This is a genomic window from Pseudomonas laurentiana (assembly GCF_014648275.1).
GTDB classification, from domain to species: domain Bacteria; phylum Pseudomonadota; class Gammaproteobacteria; order Pseudomonadales; family Pseudomonadaceae; genus Aquipseudomonas; species Aquipseudomonas laurentiana.
The window spans coordinates 1-26,240 of the sequence record NZ_BMQU01000015.1 but is presented as its reverse complement, the minus strand read 5'-3'; the positions used below and the strand labels follow the sequence as shown (position 1 = coordinate 26,240).

Here is a 26,240-nt window from a genome sequence, read left to right as displayed (position 1 = left end):
GGGCACGCCCCGTCGACAGGGCAACGTAAGTTAGAACACGCCTTATCCACCCGATCATCCTGCCCGCCTCCAGAATCCAAAGATTTGAAACTTCACCCGCGCCGGATAGGCGCTTGATCTTTTGGTCTTGCTCCCTAAAACGAAACTAACAACACCCCTCAACGGCACGGTTACCGCCACGCGAACGAGCAGCATCCCCCACTCAAGAATAGCTGCTCGCCAACGACCTCATTTTTTCATTCAGATGATCCGCAAGCCTCAACGCAAACTGCAAGAGCGGCATCGTGGGATTGCAGGCGCCGCCAGTGGAAAAAATACTGCTACCTGCAATATATAAATTGTCGGTCCCAAAGACTCTGCAATTTGTGTCGACAACACCCTGTTCGGGTGTCGCAGCCATCCGCGTAGTTCCCATATGATGGGCGTGGGGTGTCATGTTCAGCGGCACGGAGGTGTCATACACGTAATCATTCAACTTTACGAATCCAAGCCCTGTTTCAGCAAATCGTTTTGCCATTTCGAGACCTATGGATTTAATCGTATGCCGGTCTGCCGGGCTCAGCTCCCAATGAATACTGACTTTAGCAACGCCTAGCTCATCTCGCTCGTTGAGCAGCGAAATTCGGCTGTTCACGCTTGGAAACTGCTCAATCAAGGTACTAATGACGCCATCCCCTGGGCAGTTGAACTTTGCAATGTAATCAATCTTGTGCGCAGCGCCAATTTCGCACATGAGATTTTCGAAAAAACCCTTGACCCTGGCCGTCATACCGTAAGTTCTTACTTCCGATAGCACCGTGGTCGTTATGTTGCCTTTCCCTGATTGATACGCCGAGGTAAACGCCTCCGTCGTGAAATACTGACTGGGCTCTGTACGCTGCCCCTCCTGCAAAATGAAGGTCCCCATATCAACATTCAGATGCTCCATGAAGCAACGCCCAACGAAACCATCCCTGCTCACGATACCGTGAGCCACTAAAGACTCACTGTTAAGCAGTTGCCTGGCATTCTCGATCGCACCCGTCGCCAGAATGAAATTTTTTGCCCTTAGCCGTTCTCGGTTTCTGTCGTAATCAGAAACCACCACCGCCGCAATGCGACCGGATGTGGGGGCAAACTCAAGATCGACGCAGTTGCAGTTTATGAAGAGGTCGAGGCCATCGCTCTCGCGAAGGTCCTCTGCATACTTTTGGGCAAATCGCGTCGGAGGACTGAGCAGGAAGCGATCAGCGTCAAACTCGCCACCGTTCAGGGCCCCATTGATAGGCGTGAAACCCGACCCCGCCGGGAGGTCCACAATGGCCATGGCACCTGCCAAATACCGCTCGACTTCGGAAAAGGCGATAGGCCAACCCGGCAAATTGCCGACTGGGGGAACAGCGAAGTCGGAAGGCTCAAAGGGGCGGCAACGTCCTGCCCAGTGGTTGGAGGTACCGCCCAGAAAGCGCAGGCGCGTTTCGTGGGCGTATGCGTCCAGTGCTGAGGATGGACAGGTATAGAGCGCTTGCGAACGCTGCGAATACTCGTGCCCTCCGCCCTCGACAAGCACCACGCTCCATCCAGATCCCGCCAAACGCAATGCCAACGTAATACCGGCCGGCCCACCACCAATGATGCAGAAATCGTACGAGTCGCGAAGCTCTTTCTGATATTGGTAGTCTTTGATCATGCTTATGGTTTCCGAAAATGATGGGCTGGCAACACCCAGCCATTAATGACAACAAATTCGGACTCATCAGCAGATTGCCGGGCAACGGCCTTGGCGCTCCCGAACATCGCGCCCCCCAGGCCCAGCACAACACACCCCCAGAGAAAACCTCTGCGATTTAGCGTAGGAACACTCCAGTCATGTTTTTTCATGGCCCCAAGACCCACACCATTGAGTGACTCTAGAATCCTGGCGATGCATAAACACAGTGCCTTTGCGCCTTAGCCATCACCTGGATATCCATTCCATGGCACTGAAGCAGTGGTGGCTATCGCCATGACGCCCAACATTTTCGGCACCCGCAGAGGTGCCATTACGAGGTTCCCGCCCAAGCGTATTGCCAGGGATACCACCAACGAGCCCGAGCTCCCTGCCCATGCCCATATCGCTCGCCTGCGAAGGCTCACGGATCGCGGCACCTCAATCAAAGCCCTACATCAATCCCTAAGTCGATGGCTTGAGCTTTACTATAATCTCAATTCGCCATGTCGCTAGTCGTCGCTCACCAAGGAAGAAGTACAAAAAGCCCATGCCTGAGCACTTTCGCGCGTTGATCGTCATTCTGGCTGTTGCCGGCATCGTGTTTACCCTTGCACGTCGCTCTGCAACAGATCTGATCCCCTACCGCGACTTCACCCGTCGCCGCAACCTGTGGTTTGCCTTGACGTTGCTGGCCTTTGTCTCGCAAAACTTCTGGGTGTATGCGGGCATTGCGGCAATCGCTTTGACCGTCGCAGGGCAACGTGATCGCAACCCCGTGGGACTGTTCTTCCTTCTGCTTTTTCTCATCCCACCGGCTTCAGCCCAGATACCCGGATTCGGCCTGATCAATTATCTCTTTGATCTCGACCACATTCGCCTGCTGGCGCTATGTGTGTTGCTTCCAGCTTTTTTCACGCTGATAAGACAAGCGGACACACTGCCATTTGGACGTACCTGGCCAGACAGGCTGCTAGCGGCCAGCATTGCGCTGACCAGCCTGCTGTACCTGCGTGAAACAACGGTCACCGATACGTTGCGTCAAACGTTCTACCTGTTCATCGAAGTTTTCTTGCCCTACTACGTCGCCAGCCGTGCCATCAAGAGGCTAAGCGACTTCAAGGATGCCCTGTTGTGCTACTTGCTTGCCGCCATGGTGCTGTCGCTGATTGCCGCCTTCGAGTACACCCGTCATTGGTTACTGTATGACGCACTGATCGATGCCTTGGGCATGCAGTGGGAAATGTCCGGCTACTTGAGCCGAGGTGGTTCATTGCGCGCCAGCGCCACAACCGGCCAAGCCATTGTACTGGGCTACGTTGTCAGCGTAGCCATCGGCTTTTTCCTGTTTCTGCATGTCTACGCGCGCAGCCGATTGCAGCGATTTCTCAGTGCCCTTCTGCTGGCCGCCGGGTTGTTTGCGCCGCTGTCGCGCGGCCCCTGGGTCGGCGCAGCCGTCATCATTACCGTATTCATCGCCACTGGCCGAGGGGCCATCAAAAGACTCATGCTGCTTGCTCTCGCGGGAGCGCTCGCACTCCCCATGCTGGCTGTTTTGCCTGCCGGGGAAAAAGTGCTCGATCTGCTTCCTTTCATTGGCACGCTGGAAAAAGAGAACATCACGTACCGGGAACGCTTGATCGACAACTCATTGATTGTCATACAGCGTAACCCCTTGCTAGGGTCATTCGATTACCGCAGCACCCCTGAGATGCAAGCACTGGTTCAGGGGCAAGGCATCATTGACATCGTTAATACCTATATCAGCCTGGCACTTAAGGTCGGCCTGATAGGATTGGCGCTCTTCGTGGCTTTTTTTGGCACAGTTCTGCTCAGTATTCGCAAATCGATGCGCTCGTTTCCCGACAAGGATGATGAAGAACGACGACTCGGGCGTGCGCTGTTGGCGACATTGGCCGGAATACTGGTCATCATCTTTACTGTCAGCAGCATCACGGTGATTCCCGTGGTGTATTGGTCGGTGGCAGGACTGGGCGTGGCTTATGCCCAGATGGTGAGCAGGCTCAGGCACACCCAGACAGCAGCCGCTTCAAATGCGAGCCTTCAACTCCGGTAATGCCAATGACCACTCGCTCCCACCGCCCATTTATGCGGGTCTCGGTTCTATTGAGCCTGCTCATCTTGCCGTTTACCACGTGGGCGTCGGATTGGGTCGTCAGCGTGGACGAACGCAACGGCCTGCCAAGCTTGACTCGCGGTGGAGGCCCTGGGCTGACCTCTTCTTTCGCTTTTTTTGGGGAGAACTGGACCTGGGCGGATTTGACGACTTCGTTCAAGGTCAACGCACCGGGCAATTACGTCCTTGCTGGCACCAACAAAGCCCTGGATTTTGATTTGAACGCCGGGATCAAGAAGGCGCAAGCAACGACGCTGACCTGGAACTTCGCCCTGGATGCACACCGAATGAAGTCGGGGGTGATGGGTGGTGGCATTGTCTTCAAGTTCAATCCTGCCCTCTTCGCGGGAGACATGGGCGAACCGGTTTTACTACCTGAGAATCGCGGTTGGTCCTGGGGGCGGAACGCGCAAGGTCGGCACATCGAGATGCGCTTCGAACCACCACTGGCGAGCGTGTATTTCGAGAGGGGCGACAGCGCCGAGGTACGTGCATTTTTCTACAAGGACACCATCAGCCCTGGCCGTCAGGACATCAAGGCCGTTCTGAGCGTGTCTGGTGATGTAGTCCTCGGTCAGACCACTACCGAGCGTTTCGGACTGGCGGAGCCAACGCGCTGGCCAAGCGATCACATCGACTGGAGAACGCCTCCGGTCGATCTGTCCTTCCTGAATGCTCAAGAAAAACCGGCAGGCAGGCATGGCTTCCTGAAAGTGTCCGGCGAGCAGTTGCTATTCGCGGACAATACTCCGGCGCGCTTCTGGGGCACGAACCTATCGGCCTACTCGCTATTCAAGACCCCAGACAACGAGGTCAAGCAACAGGCAAAACGCTTGTCAGCGCTCGGCTTCAATATTGTGCGACTGCACCATCATGACTCCCCATGGGTAAGCCCGAATATTTTTGGCGACCGTACCCTCACCCGTGACACTCAGCAACTAAGCCCGGAGTCACTGAAGAAAATAGACTGGTGGATCACGTGCCTGAAAAACGAAGGCATTTATGTATGGCTCGACTTGCATGTTCAACGAGCGCTGACAGCGCACGACAATATCTATGGTTTCGAGGAACTGCCGAAAGATAACAATAACAACGCCGATCTCAAGGGCTATGCCTATGTAAACATTACCATTTCGCAGGCAATGAAACGCTTTGCCGATGCCTATTTGACCCACGTGAACACCTATACCGGCCTTGCCTATAAAGATGACCCGGCTATCGCCGCGGTACTGATCACTAACGAGAACGATATCACCCAGCACTTTGGCAACGCCCTGCTGCCAGACAAGCAAGTTCCAAAACACAGTCAGGTCTACATGGCCAGGGCCAAGGCTTTTGCCCAGCAGCACAATCTACCTGAAGAGAAAACCTGGCGCGCCTGGGAGCATGGTCCCGCGAAGCTGTTTCTCAACGACCTGGAACGACACTTCTACGCGGACATGATTCAACACCTGCGTGAGGTAGGGGTGAAGGTTCCCATTGCCACAAGCAGCACCTGGGGCGGCAATGGTCTGAGCGCCCTACCGGCCCTTACTGCCGGCGACCTGATTGATGCCCATAGCTACGGGGGTGTTGGACAGCTTGAGAAAAACCCATTGACCAGTGACAACATGGTCAATTGGATAGCCGCGGGCCAGGTCGTCGGCAAGCCCCTGACTGTCACCGAGTGGAATGCTGAACCCTTCCCGACACCCGACCGCCACTCGCTGCCCCTCTATATGGCAGGTACCGCAAGCCATCAGGGTTGGGATGCGCTGATGCAGTATGCCTACAGCCAGGAAGGGCTGTCTGGCGGATGGATGACGGTTGGCAACTGGCACGCCTACAACGACCCGGCGATGCTGGCCACCCTCCCCGCCGCCGCCTTGCTGTATCGTCGTGGAGACGTTCACCCGGCCAAGACGAATTATGTCTTTGCGCCAACCCCGAACAGTCTTTTCAATCAATCCATCTCGCCAAGCAATTCCGTTCTCCTGCGTACCGCCATGGAGAAAGGCAGAATACAAATTGCCATGCCACAAACACCGGAATTACCTTGGCTGCAACACAGCAGGCTTTCAAGCAACGTGCAGGTATTGCATGACCCCGACCAGTCGCTGCTGGACGCCAACGCTAACGCATCGACAACCGACACCGGCGAACTCACGCGCGATTGGCAACACGGTATCTATACCATCAATACACCACGCACACAGGCCGCAACCGGCTGGATCGGTGGCAAGTCGATCAACCTTGGTGACATTCAGGTTCAAGTCAAAACTGCCAATGCCAGTGTGGTGGTACAGAGTCTGGACGGCATGCCATTGGGCCAATCGCAGGACGTGCTGATTTCGTTGGGCACCCGGGCCATCCCGAAAGAGGACAATAAGCCGCCTTATTATATTGAGCCCCTTGAGGGCACACTAACGATCAAGGCACCGCAAGGCTTGAAACTTTTCACCCACAGCACGCTATTGCAAATGAAGGCGCTGCCAGCGACCTACTTGAATGGGCAATACATCATCCGGTTCGATGGGCGGCAAATGTCCAATTGGCTGTTCTTGAAAAAAGACACTTCGCAAACTACAGTTTTACAGGACGCCAAGCCAATCCCTACCACAACATCAGGCGCTCCGGCGGGCTGATAACCAATAGACCTTTTTACGGACAATCGCACAAACGCTCCAACCTACGCTTATACAGCAACAGATTCCAGGAGAATTGGATGAAGTTTTTGGTTGTTGGCGGTGCCGGCTATATTGGCTCGCACATGGTGAAAAAGTTGCTGAGTGCAGGTCACGAAGTGGAAGTGGCGGACAATCTGTCCACTGGACATTGCACGAAGTTGGTTGAGCTGGATATCGCCGACGCGCAAGCGCTGGACACCCTGTTTGCCAAACACCACTTCGATGCCGTGTTCCACTTCGCCTCGTTCATTCAGGTGGGCGAGTCTGTTACCGAGCCTGCCAAGTATTATCAAAACAACTTGGCGGCAACCCTGACACTGTTACAAGCCATGGTTCGGGCAGGCGTCAAGCACCTTGTATTTTCCTCAAGCGCAGCCGTCTATGGCGAACCGCTGTATACCCCGATCGACGAAGAACACTCCAAGGCTCCGATCAACCCTTACGGACGCAGCAAGTGGATGGTGGAGCAGATACTTGAAGATTTTGACCGTGCATACGGGTTGAAGTCGGTCTGCCTGCGCTACTTCAACGCCGCAGGCGCAGACCCTGATGGACAGTTGGGCGAGCGCCATGAACCGGAAACCCACCTGCTTCCACTGATCCTGCAGGCAGCCGCCGGGCGCCGTACAAACATTACCGTATATGGCCGTGACTACGATACGCCCGATGGCACCTGCATTCGTGACTATATCCATGTCGTCGATCTTGTTGCAGCGCACTCATTGGCCGTGGACTATCTACTGGACGGTGGTGCAAGCACCGCCTTCAACCTCGGTAACGGCCAAGGGTTTTCAGTACAACAAGTGATTGATACCGCACGCCGCGTGACGGGCCGGGAAATCGTGACGAGTGAAGCACCTCGGCGTGCCGGGGATCCGCCACGCCTTGTAGCTGATGCGCGCAAGGTCAAGGCGTTACTCGGCTGGCAACCGCAGTTTACTTCACTCGAACAGATAGTGGCGCACGCCTGGAGCTGGGAACAGAAATACCCTTGGTGCTGAAAATGAACGGTGTCACCCTCCACCGGATGATGACACCCTAATAGTAAGAACGGGGCTGTGGCTCTGCCTTATTCAACACCGTACCGATCAGATTGGCAGTTGCCAGATGATACATACTCTCTTCGATCTCTTTCTTGCTGTTCACGCCGTTAGCCACCACGAGTAGTACGCAGTCGAACTTGGGCAAGACAGTGATCGCATCATCGGAGCTCAACAACGGCGGCAAGTCGAAAATATTGATGCGTGAGTCATAGCGATCGCGCAGGTCCGTAATGAGATTGCTCACCACTGGAGAAGACAGCACCTCCGTCGAGAGCGCAATCGGCTCACGCGTCGGCAGGACGACAAAGCGTGGCAGCGTCGGGTTGACCAACACGTCCCTCAGCTCGGCTTTGTTGGCAAGCAACTCATTGAGCGATTTTTCCATCGGCAAATCCAGATAGGCCCCAACCCTGGGGCGACGCAGGTCGAAATCCACCAGTAATGCCGCCTTGGTAGTATGGTGCGCCACACTCATTGCCAAGTTGATTGCCAGCACCGTCTTACCGGATCCCGGCGTCGGCGATGTAATAGCCAGCGTGCGCCAACCATTTTCATCCATGACCTTCAAAACCTGCGTACGCAGCAAATCGAAGGCCGCACTCATGTTTGAGTTTTTGTTGTACGCAACAATGCGGTTACGCTCAAGGTGCTCTGTACGCAACGGTACGACCCTGGTTTGTACATAATTGAACTGACCCAGCACTGCAGGCTGCTCAGTCGAGATCATGACTTGCGATGCTCCTGCGGAATTGGACGAACCCTGCTGTGTGTTTTTATCAATAGCCGGCGTCATTCTATCCATTGCTGTTTTCCCTATTCAAACCGAGCCATAGCTTTAATTATCAGGAGGTCTAACGGCATGTAGAAGACGTGCAGGAGCACCAACATGAGGGTGATGAGCAAGACGCCAGTAACGATCAGAAGGGTTCGCCACTTCCTGCGCCGAGCCAGATCTGCCTGAGTCGTAATGTAGGGGATGGCAACCAATACGCGCTTGCCCAGCACGCTAGCCAGCGCCTCGACCCCGCGAATACGCTGATTCAACATTTCAAGGAACATCACCAATACACCAGCGCCTGCCGGAGCCAGAACAAAGCCTAGCGCCACAATTTTCTTACGGTTCGGCTTGACCGGTTGTTCAGGCATCTGCGGAGGTTCCAGCAGCACAAAGCGCTCAGCCTTGTTTTCCTGCTCCAGGCTTTCGGAAATTTTTGCACTCATTTCCTTGGTGCGAATTTCCTCATATTTCTTGCGCGCGTTGTCATGATCACGCATCAGTGTGACCAGGCCCCGCTCGACTTGCGGCGTTTCAAGAATTTCCGCCTCGTAGGCATCCATTTTCTTGAGTAGTTCACGTTTTTGCTCAGCCAGCGAATTAATACGCACTTGCGCTGCGGCCATCCGAGCCTGAACCCTGGCAACATCCAGACTTACCGGCACGACTGCACGTCCACCACCTTCAGAGGCCTCGAGCGCATCAATCTTGCGTTTGACGGCTCGCACGTCCGGGTGGGCTTCCTTGTAACGTGCCAGCAACCTGGCGTACTCTGCCTTGAGGCTACCCAGGTCTTGCGGTTTTTCAGCCGCCGCCGCAGTACCAGGCTGGACAAGTAGCCCTGCACTCGCGGCCGAGCGCTCGAGCTCCAGATAGCGCAACTCCTCTTGAGCAGACTTGTAGTCGCGATCAACCTCCTTGAGCTCAAGCTCCGCGCGCGACAACATGTTCATGCGCAATTCCTGATGCTCGGGCAAGGCGTTGGCATGGGCTTGCTTGAAGTCCGCCAACTGGTTCTCCAACGCCTCCAACTCGACCCTTAGCTTGTTCGCCTCCTGCGTCAGGAACTCTGTTGTTTCGCTCGCACGCTCGGTGCGCTGCCTGATATTTTCATCCAGAAACAACGTGACCAGCTCATTGGCAACTTCATTGGCAACTTCGGGTTCCTTATGGTCAAAGGACACCCGGAAAGCGATCGTCACTTCTCCACGCCCCTTGACGGAGGTACTGACCGTGGAAACCGCAATGGCATTGCGCATCTGATCGATCCTGTCGGAGTCTTTCAGAGGCCTGCCTTTGCTGGCAAACAGGTTGTACTTTTCGATGATCCGCATCAGATGCTCACGGGTCATCACGCGCTGGCGAATAACTTCGATGCGCTCGTCTGCGAAGGTACTATTGTTCGCGGCGATCAAATCTGGCGAGATCTGCTGAGACTCGACAAGAATGGTGCCCGCTGACTGATAGACCGGGGGGATCGCGACGGCAACCGCCACGCTCACCCCGAGTATTACCGCGAAACTCAGACCTAACAGCAAGGCCCGATCCTTGATTATGGCGATGTAGTCATTGAGTGACAGCTCGTATTCAGATTTCATAATCACCACACCGCTGAAATTCAGAAATCGGGATGACTATAGGCCAGGGTTAAACCAAACACTTCGCCACTGGCATCGGGTAATCCATCTTGCTGGCGTTCTTTGTACATCAAGGATAGGCGCACAATCCAAAAAGGCGAGAGTTCTCGACTAAACCAGGCATCGTACTTGCGCAAGGTATTAGGTGTTTGCCCTTTACTGTCTTGCCATGACGCATCAACGCCGAGTCGGCTGATCTCGTCAACGGCATAACTCCATCTACCCTGCACTTGGTCGATCTCGGCAAAACCGCCCTGCCCGCTGGCGACGCTACTGCGACTGACATCAAGGCTTGAATCGACGCGCGCTCCCCGGTAACGAACCTCAACACCACCTTGCCCACTAGAGCCGCCATTCGTACCGGAGACTTGATTGACCCCCGCATGCACGGTGCCCTCAAGCCGCTCTGAAAACTGATACTTCACGCCGGCCGTGGGGGTGTAGCTATTTGAAGACGCAACGGCAAATCCTTTTTCCGGCTCATAACGTGTTACGTCAAACCGCAGGAAAGGCTCCGCGCGCTCACTCCAGGCGTAACGCCAGACCAAGCGGTTGGAAAGTTCGTTATAGTTGATCAGCGAATTAATGTCGTAATGGACACTTGTGTACCCGGTTTCGTTAGACAGGGTGCTCCTTTCGCTGAGGGCCGAACTCCAGTTCCCTGCCAACGAATAGAGCTTTTGAGTGCCATCGGTTGCGACCACCACGCCGGTTTTCTCAACCACACTGGAAAGCGTCGAACTCTCGACATACCTGGCCGCCAGCCCATAACTGCCCTTTTCGGTTTCGCGCTGCCAGCCCAACTGCAGATTCGGGTCTTCGCGATCCTTGATTACGGACGTGTCAGACGAGTGCTCCACACTGACGCCAAGACCAAACTTGAACTGATCACGGCCATACGTCCCCACGAGGTTGTAATCGGGCGCAATGATCGTACGCGTCACCGCCTTCACACCGCTCGTATCGAGTCGTGGGTTGCTGTCATGCTCGACGGTCATGGGTAACGCTACCGCTGTTTGCCAATTGGACGCATGGGCCATACCTGGGTACGGCAAGGCCATGATTACCGTCGCAACTCCTGTTGCTCGCAACATAGACACAAATAAGCCTTAAAAATCTTACAAGGTTAGGGTACAACCAGCGTATCGCCAGCCTGAAGTTGGAAATTGGTAGACAGGTCACGCCCAGAAGTCAAATCTCTGTAGCGGACGGGCAGTATCTCTTGCGTACTCCCCTTGCGTCGAATGACTTTGATGGCATCCTCATCCGCGAACTTGTCGAGCCCGCCCGACATGCTCAACGCCTGCAGCACTGCCGTCGGGCCGGCCATCAGCACTGGGCCGGGCTTGAGCACCTTACCCTGCACGTACACAAGGTTGCCTGCAATGCTCGTGACGACGACGCTTACGTTCGGATCAGGAAGGAATTTTTCTAGTTTTGCAGAGATTCTCTGCTCGACAGTGGTGGTATCAAGCCCCGCAACTTCGATTCGTCCAGCCAAGGGAAAGGTAATGCTGCCGTCGGGAAGCACATGAACCTCCTGACGTAGATTTTCTTCCTGCCAGACAGAAACCAAAATCACATCACCAGGGCTTAGACGGTAATCCACGTTTCTTTCATCGGCACTGCTGGCACCCGACCAGACGACCAGTACCCAAAGCACAGAAAACAACAAACGCAACATAGGGACCCCTCTGGCCAAGTGGCCATTCAAAGAGCCTTGCTGAAAACAAGACGGACCGTCCCGTTTTCATTGGCGCCGGATCTGGCTATGCCACAATCAACTGAGGCAATTCAACCAACAACAAAAACCAGTTGAACAATTGCCAAACACCCTCACCCTGGCTCGCTCTGTTTACCGGATGTTGTAAAAACCATTGATCCTTAAAAATCAATTGCCATTACACGACCGGACATCCCCCAAAAACCTGCTATAGCTTTCGCCGACTGGCAACAACAATAAAACCAATCAGCGCAGAAAAAAACAGCCATGCGACAGTATGAATCGGGACGGCACTTGCATGATTAATGTAAGCGCCAGCCGTACCGACTGCACCCCCCAAGATAACCAATAAAAAAATAAATATAATGAAAAGTGTCGCGCGCATATCCGCCCCCCGCCGCAAGGAGAATCATTATTTTTATCGTACGTTGGAATCATTGGCGCATGAACTGAGCTTATGAGCACATCGCCACTACGTCAATGGCTCGGTACCATAATAAGTCTCTATAGGTCACAGGCAATTTCGTCAAAATAACGTCATTGCAAATCCGAGGTGCGCAGGGCTTTGATTCGCCTGACCCTACCGGGTTGGCGTCAACCGGTGCCTGGAACAACTAACCGGCACCGGTTGCACACTGCACCTGGCAGGACGCCAGGTGCGGGTCTGGGCGAACGGGAGTCGCCCAGGAAGGGAGGTGGCCTCAGGCGGCCTTGTTCTTCAGTGCGCGCTGGTGCACGAACACACCCATCAGCGCCACGATAATGGACGCGATGCCAGTGGAAATCACCAGTACCTGATACTCATCGACGAAAGCCATGGTCACAAGGCAAGCGATGATGAACGCAATCACCAGGTAGGTCAGCCAAGGGAACAGCCACATTTTCAGACGAATCGGCTTGCCTTCAGCTTCCAGTTTGCGACGCATTTTCAGTTGCGAGAATGCAATCACCAGGTAAACCAGCATGGCGATCATGCCTGTGGTGTTCATCAACACGTCCAGCACATCCTTGGGTCGCAGGGTGTCGCTGAAGTTGATCAAGGCAACAAACACAGCCACCGAGCACGAACCGAGAATCGAGAAGACCGGTACACCGCTGCCGGCACGGGTCATCTTGAAGATCGCTGGCGCATCACCACGGGCGGACAGGGAGAACAGCATGCGCGAGGCCGTGTAGTGCGCCGAAATCATGCAACTGCTCACCGAGGTCAGAACCACGAAGTTCATCACCATCTCAGCGCCTGGGATACCCAACAGTTCGAGCGTACGACGGTAGGAACCATAGCCCGACTGCCCCAACAGTGGGTCGTTCCACGGTACCAGAGCTACGATCAGGAAGATCGAGCCGATGTAGAACAGGCATACGCGCCAAACCACCGAGTTGGTCGCCTTGACGATCTGCTCGGAAGGGTTTTTTGACTCGGCCGCAGCGATGGTCACGATTTCGGCGCCAAGGAAGGCGAACATCACCCCAAGCATGGCCACCACAACCGACTCAATGCCGTTGGGCATGAAGCCTTCTACCGCTGTCAGGTTACTGATGCCATGCACTTCACCGGTCGGCCACAAATTGAGCACGGCCATGCCACAGACCACAAGGAAGCAGACAATGGCCACCACCTTTATCAGGGCGAACCAGAACTCAAACTCACCGTAGTGCTTGACGTTGAAGAAGTTGATGCAAATCAGCGTCAGGGTAGCGATCAAGGTGAATACGTTGACGCTGACCGAGGGGAACCAGCCATGCAGGATCTTGCCCGCGACATAGGCTTCCCACGCCATCAGGATGACCCAGAACCACCAATACAACCAACCGATGGTAAAGCCGGCCCAACGGCCAATGGCGCGTTCGGCATAGGTGGAAAACGAGCCAGTGTCAGGCGAAGAGGTGGCCATTTCGCCAAGCATGCGCATGATCAGCACCACCAGGATGCCACCGGCCAGATAGGCAAGTACGGCGGCCGGGCCAGCGCTGTGGATCACACTGCCAGAGCCGACGAACAATGCGCCGCCGATGACCCCGGCGATCGACATCATGGTCAGGTGGCGCGATTTGAGCGAAGCACTGAGCTTGCTCTCATGCTCCACCTTCGCTGTGGAAGTGGATGTGGATGTTGCGTCCATCAGTAGTCTACCTCGTGTTCTTTTTATCTAAGGAAACTCGTGAAAGCACGACGAACGTCGCGTTCACCTCTGCATCAGCTGTCTGATTGTGTGCACGATGGTGTGCCCGAGCCGGCAAACGGCCACGTTGGGCAGGGTTGCTATCGTGCTCAGGCTCGTCCGTTGGGCCTGAGGTGTGGTGCAAGGGACGGATGAACGACGCCAACAGGCGACGACATCAGCGGAAAAGACGTGAACGGAGCACACTCCGTCGGAAAAGCATCGGGTAGATTGTGATTGTTCATGAAGCTTCAACGGCTTTGGTCTGGCGATAACTGACACCTAATGTAAAAATGTCTGACGCCAAGAGCCATGCACAGCGCGCACAAATCGTCACTGCACTGTACAGGTCGCCGATGCAGCACACTCCGTTTTCCTGCAGGCGCTTGGTGGTACGCTCATTTGAAGGCACAGCTTCCCCATGCTTGAATTACGACCCGACGCATCGCCCCCACTGGTCAACCAGATCATCAACGGGCTGCGTGAGTTGATCGAGAACAACACCCTCAAACCCGGCGCAAAAGTACCGTCGATTCGCGCGTTCGCCGCCACCTACTCCGTCAGCACGTTTACCGTGGTTGAAGCCTACGACCGCTTGGTCGCCCAAGGTTTGCTGATCAGCCGCGGCAATGCGGGCTTCTTCGTCAACCGCTCGGCCAGCGAGCGAGTCAACGCACAAGCCAGCAAACCGCGCCCAACCAAACCCGTATTCAACTCAGAGTGGTACTTGCAGCAGATTTTTGAAAGCCGACAACTGGCCTTCAAACCCGGCTGCGGCTGGCTACCCAACGACTGGATGTTTGAAGACGGGCTGCGACGCGGTCTACGCCAGGTCGCCAGCAGCGTGATGGAGCTCAGTGGCTATGGCGACCCGATGGGGCTGCTGGAGCTGCGCGCCCTCACCGCGCAAAATCTACAGCAAGACCTGCGCATCGTGGTGCCGCCGACCCAGCTGATGCTCACCCATGGCGCCAGCCAGGCGCTGGACCTGGCGGTACGCACGTTGGTGCAACCCGGCGATGTTGTGCTGGTGGACGACCCCGGCTACCCCAACCTGATGAGCATCCTGCGCTTTCAGGGTGCCACCCTGATCGGTGTGCCACGCACCCCGGCCGGCTACGACCTGGATCACCTCGAACGGCTGCTGGCACACCACCGCCCAACGCTGTTTTTCACCCAGCCGCACCTGCACAGCCCGACCTGCTCACGCACGCCTCTCGTGCAATTGCACCGCTTGCTGCAACTGGCGTCGCAGCACGGCTTCCGCATTGTGGAAAACAACCTCTACGCCGACATGATCGCCGAGCCCCTGCCCTGCCTGACCAGCCTCGATCACCTGCAACAGGTGGTGTACGTCGGCAGCTACTCCAAAAGCATCTCGCCCAACGTACGCGTTGGCTACATGCTGGCCAACCCAACACTGATGCAGCAATTGCTGCACCTGAAGATGCGCTCGGGCCTGACGACCTCGCAGGTCATGGAACGCGTGGTGTATGCCGCAATTACCGATGGACGTTGGCGCAAACACCTCAAACGCCTGCGTCAGCGCCTGTCCGAAGCCCAACAGGAAGTCAGCCGCCAGCTCACCCGACTGGGTTTCGAATTGTTCGTCGACTCGGATGAAGGCATGTACATCTGGACCCGCCACCCGGCCATTGCCGACAGCGCAGCACTGGTTGACGAGGCGCTCAAACACGGCATCATGCTCGGCCCTGGGCAGTTGTTCATGGTTGATTCACAAGCCACCGGCTGGATGCGCTTCAACGTCGCCTTCAGTACGGAACCGGCACTGTGGGAGCAACTGGAGAAGTTGCTGATCAAGCATGTGCACGCCGCCAAGGGGAGACTGATTGAAGCAAACTACAAGTGCTAGCAATCAGGCAGTCTGAGAAACAAGCGTAAAATTGCATGGACAGCCACGGAGACACTCATGTCCTTCACAATCAAAACCGTAGATGCACGTGAAACAGGTTTGGCCGCTGCGGCCTTATGTGAGTTATGGCCACGATACACGCCAACTGACATTGTCACCCAGGTCGATGAGTTTCTTCGCCCAAACGGTTACAACCTGATCGGCGTTTGGACAGAGGAATCGCCTGATGCCGTCTGTGTACTGGGTTATCGCATCCAGCATTCTCTCTGGATGGGAAAATCGCTTTACGTCGTCGATATTGCGACACTTCCTCAGTGGCGCGGGAAAGGTTTCGGGTCAGCGCTGCTTGCCTGGGTAGAGGCGGAAGCCGAACGCTTGGGTTGTTCGGCCGTTCACCTTGACTCCGGGGTCGGTGCAGACAGGGGGGCTGCCCATCGACTCTACATGCAGCGCCATTATCAAATTGCCTGCCATCACTTTGTGAAGCGTCTGGGCTAACGCCCAGGCGGTGCATCAGCGTCGGTGGGCCAGGGAACGTACCAGCCGATCACCCAGGCTTTGTACGCTCTGGACGAGCATCACCAGCACCACCACCGTCGCCACCATCACCTGATTGTTGAAGCGCTGGTAACCGTAACGAATCGCCAGGTCCCCTAGCCCACCGCCACCGATGACTCCGGCCATGGATGAAAATCCGATCAGCATGACCAGGGTCAGGGTGACGCCCGCCACCAACGCGGGCAGCGCTTCGGGCAGCAAGACCTTGAGAATCACGTGGCGAATGTTACCGCCCATGGCAAGGATGGCTTCAATACGGCCCTTGTCGACTTCATCCAGAGCGTTCTCGACGATTCGGGCAAAGAATGGAAAAGCGCCGATAGTGATCGGCACAACGGCAGCAGTACTGCCCAGGGTTGTGCCAACCACCAGCCTGGTCAGAGGGATCAAGGCAATCAGCATCACCACAAAGGGTAACGAACGGCCAAGATTGACCAGGCCACCCAGACCACTGTTAAGCCTGGGCATCGGGTAAAGGCCTGCGCTGCGGCTGATGAACAGCAACACACCGAGGGGCAGGCCAATCAGCAGGGTAAAGAACCCTGCCAGCATGACCATGTACACGGTTTCGCCCGTCGCATTGAGTACCAGTTGAAGAATCTCGTTCCAGCCAGTAAGACGATTCATGAGCGCTCTACCCTGACGCCGCGCTGTTTGAGAAAAGCTACCACCTGAGCCAACTTCAGCTCATCACGTGGCGGCCGCAAGGCCACACGTAAACGCCCGACCTGTCGCCCACCGATCGACGCGACACCGCTGGCCAGCACGTTCACCTCCACCCCCTGTTGTACCGCCAACGCATTGAGCACAGGCGTGGCCAGAAGCGAGTCGAAAAAGCTCAGGTCCAAGGCCTGGGACTCCTCGCCGAAAGGCATGCTGTAACCCGGCAGCAGTGAACGTCCGAGTGCTGATTCCGGGTTGGCCAACAAGTGTGCGATCGGTCCCGCCTCGACCAACCGGCCATGTGCCAGTGAAGCGGCGTGATCACAAATGGACTTGACCACGTCCAGCTCATGGGTAATCAGCACAATGGTCAACCCCAACTGACGATTGATGGTGCGCAGCAGCTCAAGAATTGAAGCGGTGGTCTCCGGGTCGAGCGCGCTGGTGGCTTCGTCCGACAGCAGATACGCCGGTCGCGCCGCCAACGCCCGAGCAATGCCCACCCGCTGCTTTTGCCCACCGGACAACTGGGAAGGGAACGCCTGTGCTTTATCACTCAGCCCCACCAGATCCAGCAACTCCCGGACTCGCGCATGCCGCTGCGCGCTACTGACGCGGGCAATTTCCAGAGGTACAGCGATGTTGTCGAAAACGTTGCGCGAGTGCAGCAGGTTAAAACCCTGAAAGATCATGCCGATGCGCTGGCGTTGCTGGCGAAGCTCACTGTCAGACAGGGCTGTCAGGTCTTCACCGTCCAACATGATGCGACCGGAGCTGGGACGTTCGAGCAAATTGAGACAACGCAGCAGCGTCGATTTACCCGCACCGCTGCGCCCAAGGATCCCATAGATCGCGCCATCGGGGATGCTCAGGGAAACCTGGTCCAGCGCAGGTGCCTGCGCTGATGCGTAGGTTTTGCTCACGTGCTCGATGACGATCATGGCTTGCTGTCCGCCACCGTAACCGGGATCACCGAGCCCGAGAAATTATCCGTAATGAACCTGGCGACCTGAGGTGAACTCAAGTCTTTGGCCAATTGCTTGATGCGCGGGTCGTTCTCCAGCCCTGGCGTCGTCACCAGGATATTGGCGTAGGGGTTGTGCTCGGCTTTTTCCAGGCCCAGCGCGTCCTTGGCCGGCACCAAGCCAGCTTCCAGTGCGTAATTACCGTTAATCACCGCCAGGTCTACATCATCCAGCGCACGGGGAATCTGCGGCGACTCGATTTCGAGAATCCTGAGCTGCTTTGGGTTCTCGGCAATGTCCTTGGGTGTCGCCTGATCGCTGGCCGGGTCGTTGAAGCCCGCTTTGAGCGTGATCAGGCCATTGTCCTGAAGCAGGTACAACGCGCGACTTAGGTTGGTAACGTTGTTGGGTACGGCCACCGTGCCGTGTTCTGGCACCTGGGCAAAGCGCTCGTGGCGATGGGAGTAGATCCCCAACGGCTCGATATGCACCGTCGCCGCCACCGCGAGTTTTTCGCCAAGGGCCTGCTCCTGAGACTTCAAATAGGGCAAATGCTGGAAGTAGTTGGCGTCCACGTCGCCATGCACCAGCAACTCATTGGAGTTCACACCGTTGGGAATTTCGATGACCTTGAGGTTCAACTGCGGATCGATTTTCTGAACGTACGCAAGAATCTGCGCATGAGGCACAGGGTCCGCCGCCACACGCAATGGCTCCAGGGCCAACGCACTGAACGAAGCAGCCAGCCCACCCAGCACGGCCAGGGTCAATCCTGTTTTTTTGAACATGTTCATAGTCCTTGATCACGTAAGGGGGAGTCAGGCACTCAGGGTGTTGGGAATCAGTGCGTCGGCGTAGTAACGCTGGGCAACATCGGGATGCGAACGCAGGCGACCCTTGAGGTAGTTCCAGCCCACGTCACGAAACAACGGATTGTCCGGATCACTGGCCGGACCTCGTGCTTCATGCAGCAAAGCCGGGGGCAAGGGATAGAGCGGCACCACTGCATCCAGTTGCGCACCGAGGAAAAACGCAATCGACAAACGTTCGCCCCCCTTGGGCGGCGACAACACCCGATGCACGGTGGCACGCAGATAGCCGTTGGTGGCCAGTTCCAGCAGTTCGCCGATGTTCACCACCAATGTGTTGTCCCGTGGCAACGCATCGATCCAGCGCCCCTCCTCGATCTCGACTTGCAGGCCGGCTTGATGATCCTGCAGCAGGAAGCTCAGAAAGCCCGAATCCTTGTGAGCTCCCACACCCTGATTGCTTTCGTCTGCCCCACGACCGGGATAACGAATCAGCTTGATGTGCTCATTGGGCTTATCCCCATACAACTGATCGAACGCGTCTTGCGGCAACGACAAGGCTTGAGCGAAGGCGCGCAGCAGGCGCAACGACATACCCGTCATGGCGTGCTGCCAATCCAGCAGCAACGGCTTGAGCTGCGGCAACGCCCGTGGCCATTGGTTAGGACCTTGCAGGCGCGTCCAGTACGGACTGTCCTTATCCTGCGGCAACGCCTCCCTTTCGGCCCCCAGATCAAACTGCTCACGCAGGTCGGGTTTGCCGCGAGTGATCTCGGATGCTGCGCGGTTGTAGCCACGAAAATGCGGTGAGTTGATCATGCCGACAGCTGCCTTTTCGCTGTCAGGCAGGGAAAAGAACTGTCGAGCGCAGTCCTGTACCTGCTTCAACAGACGGCTGTCGATGCCGTGACCGGTCAAGTAGAAAAAACCAACATCGCGGGCGGCATGGCGCAGGTCGTCAAGAAATCCCTGACGCTGTGCTGGCGTGCCATCGAGTAACGACAGATCCAGGATCGGTAAAGCGGTAATGTCCCGTGTGTGCGGCATGCTTCACTCCATGTGACGTCAATAAACCCGTTGAACCTTGATTGGGTCGGCATCAACAACACGGTCATTCGCGACATGGCGCTAACCTGTTCTTCTGCCCCGTCACTTGAAGCTAAACGATCTTAAAAACCGGGAACAAATATCTTTTTTTCATTAGCTTAGGTTCACTTCACGTGGCGCCGCAGCAGATGAAACAGTGCTAACCCTGCTTCCAGCCAGGTGATACCTTGAGTATTCGTTCACTGCTCGCCCTGAATCTCGCCCTTACTTGTCATCCCTCAATAGTGTTCTTACTAGAGATTAATTAGCCATTCCTGTCTATTTAAAGTGAATCGACACACATCAGTGATCGATCAAAGATAAACAGCCCCCACCAGAACCTGAACACCAGAGACAACAGCTCTATAATTCAGCGAACACCGACACACACCGAGTCATCGCTCGTCTGATGGGTGACCTGAGAACGGAGTACAGGATGCTTTATTTTCAGGAAATGCTGGGCACCGCGGTGTTTGCCATTACCGGCGTACTGGCTATTCATAAAGTAGGCGTCGATTTATTCGGGGCCGTGGTACTTGGCATCATCACCGCTATTGGTGGCGGCACCCTTCGAGACCTGTTACTTGATCAACCCATTTTCTGGATTGCAGACTTCAACTACATCTGGGTCGCCCTGTTCGCAGCACTGCTGGCTTTTTTTCTCACCACGCGATTCCAACAGCGGTATCGCCTGCTGCTGTACCTCGACGGATTCGCAGCGGCGCTGTTCGGATTGGTCGCTACCGAGAAGGTGCTGGGATTAAATCTTGCTGCACCGTTGGCCGTGATGATGGGCGTACTGACCAGCATTGGCGGCGGCATCGCCCGCGATGTTCTAGCCGGGAGACCTTCGTTACTGATGTCACGTGAGATCTACGCCACGCCTATTCTGCTGGGATGCACGCTCTATGTCTTGTTGCACGATGCATTCCCATCAATCCGTGCCGTAGGCTGGATTGCCTTGATATTCACCTCTGGCTTGAGGTTCCTGGCGATTTACAAGGAGCTGCAAATGCCGGCGATTTTCTCCACCAAGCGGGGTTAAGTGGGTAGCACAATCAGAACTCGACACTGAGAAAATGACCGACAGCTTCAAGCACCGCTTCAGGTGCCTCTCGATGAGGCACATGGTGACAGTCCTCCACAATCACGTATTCGCCAGTCGCGGTCGATAGCTTGGCGATGCGCATGGGATGCATGGCAGAACCGTATTCATCATGCTGACCATGGATGGCAAGCACTGGACAATGAATGGCATCAATCGTGCGCTCAATAGTCCATGCCCTGAAGGCCTGCGAAAGCCAGGTATGCGTCCAGGCAGACAACACCCATGGCGCTTTGTCACCGTGGTACTTCCCAAGACGCGCCATGTGTTCCGGCTGCTCAAATTGCACCTCGGCTGCCCGGATGCCCTGCAACGTCCGATCCTCGACGAACGCCTGCGCCGAAAGCGTGATCAACGCCGTGCAGCTCTGCGCATACACCGAGGCACAGGCCGCAGCCATGGCCCCACCCACACTATGACCCAGCGCGAGAAAGCGATCGATCTTCAACGCTGCCCTGACGTAGGCAAAAAAGCACTCGGCTTCATCGCGGATAAAGTGCAGCGGCAATTGCCCCGGATACGCACCAGACTGCCCGAAGCCGAGCCGGTCATAGGCCACTACCTCATGCCCGGTTACCTGGCACAGCCGCTGGGGAAAATCACGCCACAGTGCCACGCAACCAAGGGAATCATGGAAAAGAATGATGGGTGGCTTGTCCTGATGGCTTGCTCCCCCCTCAGGGCGCCAGCGACAACAAAACAAGCGTCCGTGTGGCGTATCGATCCAGAGGGTTTCGGTGCTGATAGACACTGGCATGCAAGGCCTCGGTAGACAGTTCAAGCTCGCTGACAAAGAACGCAGGGTACACGTTGTGCGTGCAGCAATCAGCACAACAGGCAATTGGACAGGTCGGCATGGTTACGCAGTGCAATGAAGCCTGCCATGACAGACGATGTCCACCCCGTAGACTGCCCTGGCTACAGCAAGTAGTGTTTCTTTGGCACAAAAAAGCCCCGCTTGATGACGGGGCTTAAGAGATCAATATTAACTAAATGACTTGAATTCGTACTTGGCAACGTTCGCTCTCATGTCATCAAGCAGGTCATGGCCTTTCCATGTGAGTGAGATCAGCGTCTCAACGCCTGCAGCATCCAGTGTGTACTCCACGAACGCCTCCTTGATGATGAGCTGGAGCGCATGGGTACCTTGTTCCTTTTTGGCATGATCGTGAATGTCCGGACCAAGCGCTGCCTTCAGCGCCTCTTCTTGGAGTACCCCTTTTCTGTTGGCCCGTTCAACTTGCTCAAGAATTCCCTTGATGTAATTCCAATTCCGCTTCATGTGAACATTCTCCTCTGCCATTTCAGGTCAACTGAGAATAGTCAGGGGGGATGAAAAACACCTACAAAGCCGACTCAAGGGCCGGGGCCTCCCGACCGACTACATCATCGACAAGGGTGCCGACGGCAAGAGGCTCACGAAAACCGAGCAGGAGCGGAGTGCGAGAACAGCGTCAGCCCGGCACCGATGGCGGCACCGGCTCACACGAATGACCCGTGGCGAGCTACAAAGCGCCAATCAAAGGCCGCATAGCGCAGAGAGTACATTTGTACTCAACCAAAGAATCCCCCGCGCCCCTCTATTGAACAGGCACTCAGTCAGGCTTCACTGGCAATGCGATGCTTGATTTGCGGAGCACCTGAGGTGGCGAGCCTTCGAGCCAGCCCTACCCCCCAGGCCAGCGCCCTGGTCGTTGATTCGCCCGGACGGGAATTGTAAGCCTCTTCATGCAAGGCCATACCGGATGGTGCGTAAACACCGATGAACAATTGTGTACTGCCTGTGCGTGACAGGCGCACCTGAACGTCGATGATCTTTCCGTTATCGAGCGTTTCGTCATGGGACCTATGCTGGAGCGCTGGGTCAGCCCACTCCCAAAAAGCTTCACCGCGAATTCTCATGCCGCTCTCCTACGACTTTGGTCTTAGATGTGTAAAGGCCACCATAGTCAAAACCAAGCGACAAGCAACCAATCTCGACTGGTTTGAGAACTGATTCAGACAACCGGCTGAAAACCCTGTACTGCACTTAATCACCTGTACAACTTTCAGCCGCCATATGTCGGCAAGGACGAAGTCATGCCTGAGAAAAAGAAGCTGACGATATGTCCGAGAGCCACCACTACGGGCCTGAGGAACAGCCCATGTGAGCGCTGGGCGCAACGCGAGGTTAAGCCATGAAGGCAAAACAGTAACCACTGGAGGTGCAAAGTGTCGGCAGCGATATCTGTTATCGGCGAGTTATCAGCGGCACCACTGCGTCTCACAGGGCACTCCGTCGTTGTCGCCGTCCATTTTCATTCCTGGACAATTTTGCAAAAAAAATCTTGGCCTGTTTGCATGAGGTCATCTGGGAACAATATTTGCGCCCATCACATTTAAATGGAACGGGAACAGGCCTCGGTTCAGTCGCAATGGAAGAGGTTCCTTTGGGATGCAATACCCGGGTGTCAGCCCAGGACTGTAGTTCAGGGGAAAGCGTCCAAGCCAACAGACCAACCACGAGCGCTACCAAAATCAGTTTCATTTTGATCCATCCGTAATGAAAGACCGTTTGCATTTTCACGCTGCCTGCTTTCCTACGTAACTCACTAACCCACATACCGCCTGCCAGTAAGCGGGTGAGAAGCCCAAGCAATGTCAATGTGCTAGCATTTGCCTTCACACTATTCAAAGGCTTTCACAATGCGTTACAGGAACATTGCAATCGCGACACTTCTTTTGACAATGGCTGGCTGCTCTGACAGCCCGGACACCAAAGAGGCAATGACGTGCCTGGCCGCCGTTGGCGTTTTGCAGAACCTACAAGCACTGGCAGGTATTTCGCATTACCTTCAGTCTAATGAGAAAGACTTTGATGGGCTCTCCGAAAAAGAAGCAATCAAGATCGCTATGGATGTCCGTAAGGAATACGGCCTCGACACTATGACAACAGCTCAAGCACGCAACGTGTACGTAAAAATCTACAACGCCAGTTACTGCAGAGCAATGCACGGCCAAGACGAGATGTAACGTTCAAAGAAGCCCCAAAATCCGATTTGGCTGCAGTGCACTGTTCTGCGAGCAATAAAAACCCGGCTTAAAGGCCGAGCTCTTTGTTGTCACTCGATAGGGTGCAGCCGCGCCCGCTTTTCTTGCATGGTGAGCTCGCCTAGACGACGATTTTGCTCGCCGAATCGAAACTGTTGAAGGACTTCCCAGGGGGTGGTTTGATTCGCTTGACCTGGAAGAAGCGATCAACATCAAGAGGCTGAGCGGCTTCGACTCGACTGCAGATCCCGCGACATCTGGTGTAGTACGCGCAGGCTGTTCAGAAGGTAAAGACCAGACTGGACGGTTATGTGAAGGACGTGAGGGGGCGATTTTTCTTGAAACTGCTGTACCCTGGATACCCGATCGAGCCGCTTGACGAGTATTGCCGGATCGTCGGCATCGTCGTCCGGGCAACGCAGAAGCTCTAAAAATGCCAAAGAAGCAACCGAAAGACACCTCGACAGCAACCGCTGCTGACATTGAAAGATCCATTCAGGCCCTGAATAAAATGGCTGAACGCCTTTGGGGGGATGGCCGCGAAGCCGAGGCAAAAGCCCTCCTCGATGCCTTGGATGCGTTAAACCGGGCGCTGGATAGGATCAGGATTGGCGAAAGTCGCAGGGTTGTGACGCTCCATTGATGCGTCTGACCCTGTAAGTTTTCAGGGGCTTTATGGCACTCACCAAGCCAAACCAAGATCTACGCAGCGACCTTCTAGGCCTTGCGAGGCGCTGGAAGCGGCTGAGCCATGCCGGGAGTGAGGCAGATGAAGTAAACGCTAAGCAGGCCACCAGCACGAAAACTGCGTGAGCTGCCACAACACGAATCAGCAGGATTATTCCCAACACATGGAGTGCACTATGAAATTCACCAGTCTCATCTTGGCCGCAGTTCTCGCAGCCACCTCCCTATCTGCAGTCGCCCATGGCGGCCGTACCGACAAGCAAGGCTGTCATAACGACAGGAAAGCCGGCACACGTCACTGCCATTGAAGATCCAACCGGCAGTGAACGACAGATCGATGCCCTTAGACGGCCTATCGAGTCGCTATAAGAGGCTGGCGAAAAACACTCATTCCGAGTTCAAACTATTGAGTCGGTTGAGCGAGCAGCCGAACGATTCTTCAATGCTGAAACTGCGTAGTTCAAGCCCGTCTCAGCGGGCTTTTTGCTGCCTGGTCATACGAAAGTATCTACAGGTCGAACCCTAGAATTGCCTTACTTGCTAGACCTAAGCTACCGTGATGGCAAAGTGAATCTCCGAAGGAAAGACCCAACATGAGCAGTCGCGTGGTAACAACCAAGGAAGATCTGAAAAAAGCGTTAAAGGATCGTGTTGAGGTCATCCACATCGCTGCCCCTGATCTAGCTCGTCACGTCAAAACAGTAAAGACCGCGAAGAAAGGAACCGCCATTGCTTGTGCGACCGTCTTGGGCATAGGAGTGGCAAGCGCCTGGAATCCTCTAGGGTGGGGAATTGCCGGAGCTGCCGGGCTCACTGCTGCTATGTCTGGAGCTACCGCCGGAGTACTGATTGCCGCAATCACTGCTCTGACCTTTCTCGGTACGCTCTACCTGGTCATGGTAAAAGATTACGAGCTTGAAACTAACTGCGACTTCAGCGGTAAACAAAAAAACACTCTCGGCGGCTCTGAGGCTGCAGGCGCGTCAACGACTCAGCAGGGTAAGGGTAGCTTCAGTTTGACCCTTAGAAAGAGCAAATAGCGGTGACCCATTTCCATCCTGGTCCGCCCTACTTTTTTATCTGTAAAAAGTGCAAGCATCGCTTCGTGCGGAAAATCCGCTCTGGAGTGATCTGTCCGTCCTGTAAAAGCCTTTTCGTGGAAAGAGATCAGTCCATACTTAAGTGAACCGTCTGATACCAGTGCGGCGGTACAGCAGCTTGGACGATTCATAGTCCCGTGTTCCAGCAAAGGCCATTGATTGAGCTTTTTCTGCCCTGCCATGCACTCATAACTGAGCAGGGAGCCCTACCCCATGTCACGGGATGAGCAGTCGATCCTTTTCGGCGAGTTGCCGGCGCACCTGCAAACGATGGCCTTGTTCAAGATGAACACTGGCGTCCGGGAGCAGGAGGCCTGGATTAAGGAAAAGGCCAAGTCACTCGAAACGTCACTTGCGCGGGTTTTGCGCAGGCACAAAAAAGCCGATCTAGCTGATCGGCTTAAGTGTCTGATTTTACTCAGGAATATTGGTCGGGACGGAGTGATTCGAACACTCGACCCCTTGCACCCCATGCGTGCATTGGTCATGGAAACCCTTTAAAAACAAGCTCTTGTGTGGCTGCTCGCTGCAAAC

Annotated in this window: 24 protein-coding genes and 1 pseudogene; 11 read left to right on the top strand and 14 right to left on the bottom strand. The window is 55.3% G+C overall.

Annotated features, from left to right (window positions below; translation table 11 throughout):
- Positions 1-202: 202 nt before the first annotated feature.
- Positions 203-1,669 carry an FAD-dependent oxidoreductase gene (locus tag IE038_RS16135; RefSeq protein ID WP_189395923.1) on the bottom strand — a complete coding sequence of 489 codons (1,467 nt, stop codon included), beginning with the start codon at positions 1,667-1,669 and terminating at the stop codon, positions 203-205.
- A 568-nt stretch (positions 1,670-2,237) separates the two neighbouring features.
- Between IE038_RS16135 and IE038_RS16130 the strand changes: the two genes are divergently transcribed.
- The 3 genes from IE038_RS16130 to galE all read left to right on the top strand — a co-directional run bounded on the left by IE038_RS16130 (position 2,238) and on the right by galE (position 7,491).
- Positions 2,238-3,764: an O-antigen ligase family protein gene (locus tag IE038_RS16130; protein WP_189395922.1), complete on the top strand. Its 1,527-nt coding sequence runs from the start codon at positions 2,238-2,240 to the stop codon at positions 3,762-3,764.
- Positions 3,764-6,448 carry a glycoside hydrolase family 5 protein gene (locus tag IE038_RS16125; protein ID WP_438810780.1) on the top strand — a complete coding sequence of 895 codons (2,685 nt, stop codon included), beginning with the start codon at positions 3,764-3,766 and terminating at the stop codon, positions 6,446-6,448. Before IE038_RS16130 ends, IE038_RS16125 begins: the two co-directional genes overlap by 1 nt.
- Positions 6,449-6,528: 80 nt before the next feature.
- Positions 6,529-7,491, top strand: a complete 963-nt coding sequence (galE, locus tag IE038_RS16120; RefSeq protein ID WP_163934173.1) for a UDP-glucose 4-epimerase GalE — start codon at positions 6,529-6,531, stop codon at positions 7,489-7,491.
- Positions 7,492-7,528: 37 nt separating this feature from the next.
- Here the strand turns inward: galE and IE038_RS16115 are convergent, their stop codons facing one another.
- The 5 genes from IE038_RS16115 to IE038_RS16095 form a co-directional block, all read right to left on the bottom strand.
- Entirely contained in the window at positions 7,529-8,335 is an 807-nt protein-coding gene (locus IE038_RS16115) for a CpsD/CapB family tyrosine-protein kinase (protein ID WP_163934170.1), read from the bottom strand.
- A gap of 11 nt (positions 8,336-8,346) precedes the next feature.
- Complete coding sequence (locus IE038_RS16110; protein WP_189395920.1) at positions 8,347-9,906, bottom strand: GumC family protein; 1,560 nt, start codon at positions 9,904-9,906, stop codon at positions 8,347-8,349.
- Positions 9,907-9,926: 20 nt separating this feature from the next.
- Complete coding sequence (locus IE038_RS16105) at positions 9,927-11,045, bottom strand: hypothetical protein (protein WP_189395919.1); 1,119 nt, start codon at positions 11,043-11,045, stop codon at positions 9,927-9,929.
- A 26-nt stretch (positions 11,046-11,071) separates the two neighbouring features.
- Positions 11,072-11,629 carry a polysaccharide biosynthesis/export family protein gene (locus IE038_RS16100; protein ID WP_163938019.1) on the bottom strand — a complete coding sequence of 186 codons (558 nt, stop codon included), beginning with the start codon at positions 11,627-11,629 and terminating at the stop codon, positions 11,072-11,074.
- A 740-nt stretch (positions 11,630-12,369) separates the two neighbouring features.
- The gene (locus tag IE038_RS16095) at positions 12,370-13,791 is read right to left on the bottom strand and encodes an amino acid permease (protein ID WP_189395918.1); all 1,422 of its coding nucleotides are present in this window, start codon (positions 13,789-13,791) and stop codon (positions 12,370-12,372) included.
- A gap of 460 nt (positions 13,792-14,251) precedes the next feature.
- On the opposite strand from IE038_RS16095, the gene IE038_RS16090 reads away from it, so the two are divergent.
- Positions 14,252-15,703: an aminotransferase-like domain-containing protein gene (locus IE038_RS16090; protein ID WP_189395917.1), complete on the top strand. Its 1,452-nt coding sequence runs from the start codon at positions 14,252-14,254 to the stop codon at positions 15,701-15,703.
- A gap of 57 nt (positions 15,704-15,760) precedes the next feature.
- Positions 15,761-16,201: a GNAT family N-acetyltransferase gene (locus IE038_RS16085; RefSeq protein WP_163939769.1), complete on the top strand. Its 441-nt coding sequence runs from the start codon at positions 15,761-15,763 to the stop codon at positions 16,199-16,201.
- A 15-nt stretch (positions 16,202-16,216) separates the two neighbouring features.
- Here IE038_RS16085 and IE038_RS16080 read toward each other — a convergent pair whose 3' ends face one another.
- Genes IE038_RS16080 through IE038_RS16065 form a run of 4 tightly spaced genes read right to left on the bottom strand, consistent with a single transcriptional unit; the run spans position 16,217 to position 19,745 of the window.
- Positions 16,217-16,888: a methionine ABC transporter permease gene (locus tag IE038_RS16080; RefSeq protein WP_189395916.1), complete on the bottom strand. Its 672-nt coding sequence runs from the start codon at positions 16,886-16,888 to the stop codon at positions 16,217-16,219.
- The gene (locus IE038_RS16075) at positions 16,885-17,865 is read right to left on the bottom strand and encodes a methionine ABC transporter ATP-binding protein (protein WP_163939768.1); all 981 of its coding nucleotides are present in this window, start codon (positions 17,863-17,865) and stop codon (positions 16,885-16,887) included. The genes IE038_RS16080 and IE038_RS16075 overlap by 4 nt, the downstream gene beginning before the upstream one ends.
- Positions 17,862-18,677 (bottom strand): MetQ/NlpA family ABC transporter substrate-binding protein, encoded by an 816-nt coding sequence (locus IE038_RS16070; protein ID WP_189395915.1) that lies wholly within the window; start codon positions 18,675-18,677, stop codon positions 17,862-17,864. Before IE038_RS16070 ends, IE038_RS16075 begins: the two co-directional genes overlap by 4 nt.
- Positions 18,678-18,707: 30 nt before the next feature.
- Positions 18,708-19,745: an isopenicillin N synthase family dioxygenase gene (locus IE038_RS16065; RefSeq protein ID WP_163935931.1), complete on the bottom strand. Its 1,038-nt coding sequence runs from the start codon at positions 19,743-19,745 to the stop codon at positions 18,708-18,710.
- 475 nt (positions 19,746-20,220) lie between these two features.
- Here IE038_RS16065 and IE038_RS16060 point away from each other — a divergent pair, with 475 nt between their 5' ends.
- Positions 20,221-20,829, top strand: coding sequence for a trimeric intracellular cation channel family protein (locus IE038_RS16060; RefSeq protein ID WP_163935950.1), 609 nt, complete (start codon positions 20,221-20,223; stop codon positions 20,827-20,829).
- A 13-nt stretch (positions 20,830-20,842) separates the two neighbouring features.
- Here IE038_RS16060 and IE038_RS16055 read toward each other — a convergent pair whose 3' ends face one another.
- From IE038_RS16055 to IE038_RS16040, 4 genes and pseudogenes are all read right to left on the bottom strand, one after another.
- The gene (locus IE038_RS16055; RefSeq protein WP_163935934.1) at positions 20,843-21,646 is read right to left on the bottom strand and encodes an alpha/beta fold hydrolase; all 804 of its coding nucleotides are present in this window, start codon (positions 21,644-21,646) and stop codon (positions 20,843-20,845) included.
- 228 nt (positions 21,647-21,874) lie between these two features.
- A complete protein-coding gene (locus IE038_RS16050; RefSeq protein ID WP_163935937.1) occupies positions 21,875-22,171 on the bottom strand; it encodes a DUF2513 domain-containing protein in 297 nt (98 codons plus the stop codon).
- A 317-nt stretch (positions 22,172-22,488) separates the two neighbouring features.
- On the bottom strand, positions 22,489-22,791 hold the full coding sequence (locus IE038_RS16045) for a hypothetical protein (protein ID WP_189395914.1): 303 nt from the start codon (positions 22,789-22,791) through the stop codon (positions 22,489-22,491).
- A 342-nt stretch (positions 22,792-23,133) separates the two neighbouring features.
- Positions 23,134-23,416: pseudogene (locus IE038_RS16040) on the bottom strand (excalibur calcium-binding domain-containing protein).
- A 158-nt stretch (positions 23,417-23,574) separates the two neighbouring features.
- On the opposite strand from IE038_RS16040, the gene IE038_RS16035 reads away from it, so the two are divergent.
- The 5 genes from IE038_RS16035 to IE038_RS16015 all read left to right on the top strand — a co-directional run bounded on the left by IE038_RS16035 (position 23,575) and on the right by IE038_RS16015 (position 26,207).
- Entirely contained in the window at positions 23,575-23,901 is a 327-nt protein-coding gene (locus IE038_RS16035) for a hypothetical protein (protein ID WP_163935940.1), read from the top strand.
- A 451-nt stretch (positions 23,902-24,352) separates the two neighbouring features.
- On the top strand, positions 24,353-24,562 hold the full coding sequence (locus tag IE038_RS16030; RefSeq protein WP_163935953.1) for a hypothetical protein: 210 nt from the start codon (positions 24,353-24,355) through the stop codon (positions 24,560-24,562).
- A 208-nt stretch (positions 24,563-24,770) separates the two neighbouring features.
- Positions 24,771-24,914, top strand: a complete 144-nt coding sequence (locus tag IE038_RS24810; RefSeq protein WP_368855851.1) for a YHYH domain-containing protein — start codon at positions 24,771-24,773, stop codon at positions 24,912-24,914.
- A 285-nt stretch (positions 24,915-25,199) separates the two neighbouring features.
- Positions 25,200-25,646: a PM1101 family membrane protein gene (locus tag IE038_RS16020; protein ID WP_189395913.1), complete on the top strand. Its 447-nt coding sequence runs from the start codon at positions 25,200-25,202 to the stop codon at positions 25,644-25,646.
- A gap of 273 nt (positions 25,647-25,919) precedes the next feature.
- Positions 25,920-26,207, top strand: a complete 288-nt coding sequence (locus IE038_RS16015; protein ID WP_189395912.1) for a hypothetical protein — start codon at positions 25,920-25,922, stop codon at positions 26,205-26,207.
- The last annotated feature ends 33 nt before the right edge of the window (positions 26,208-26,240 follow it).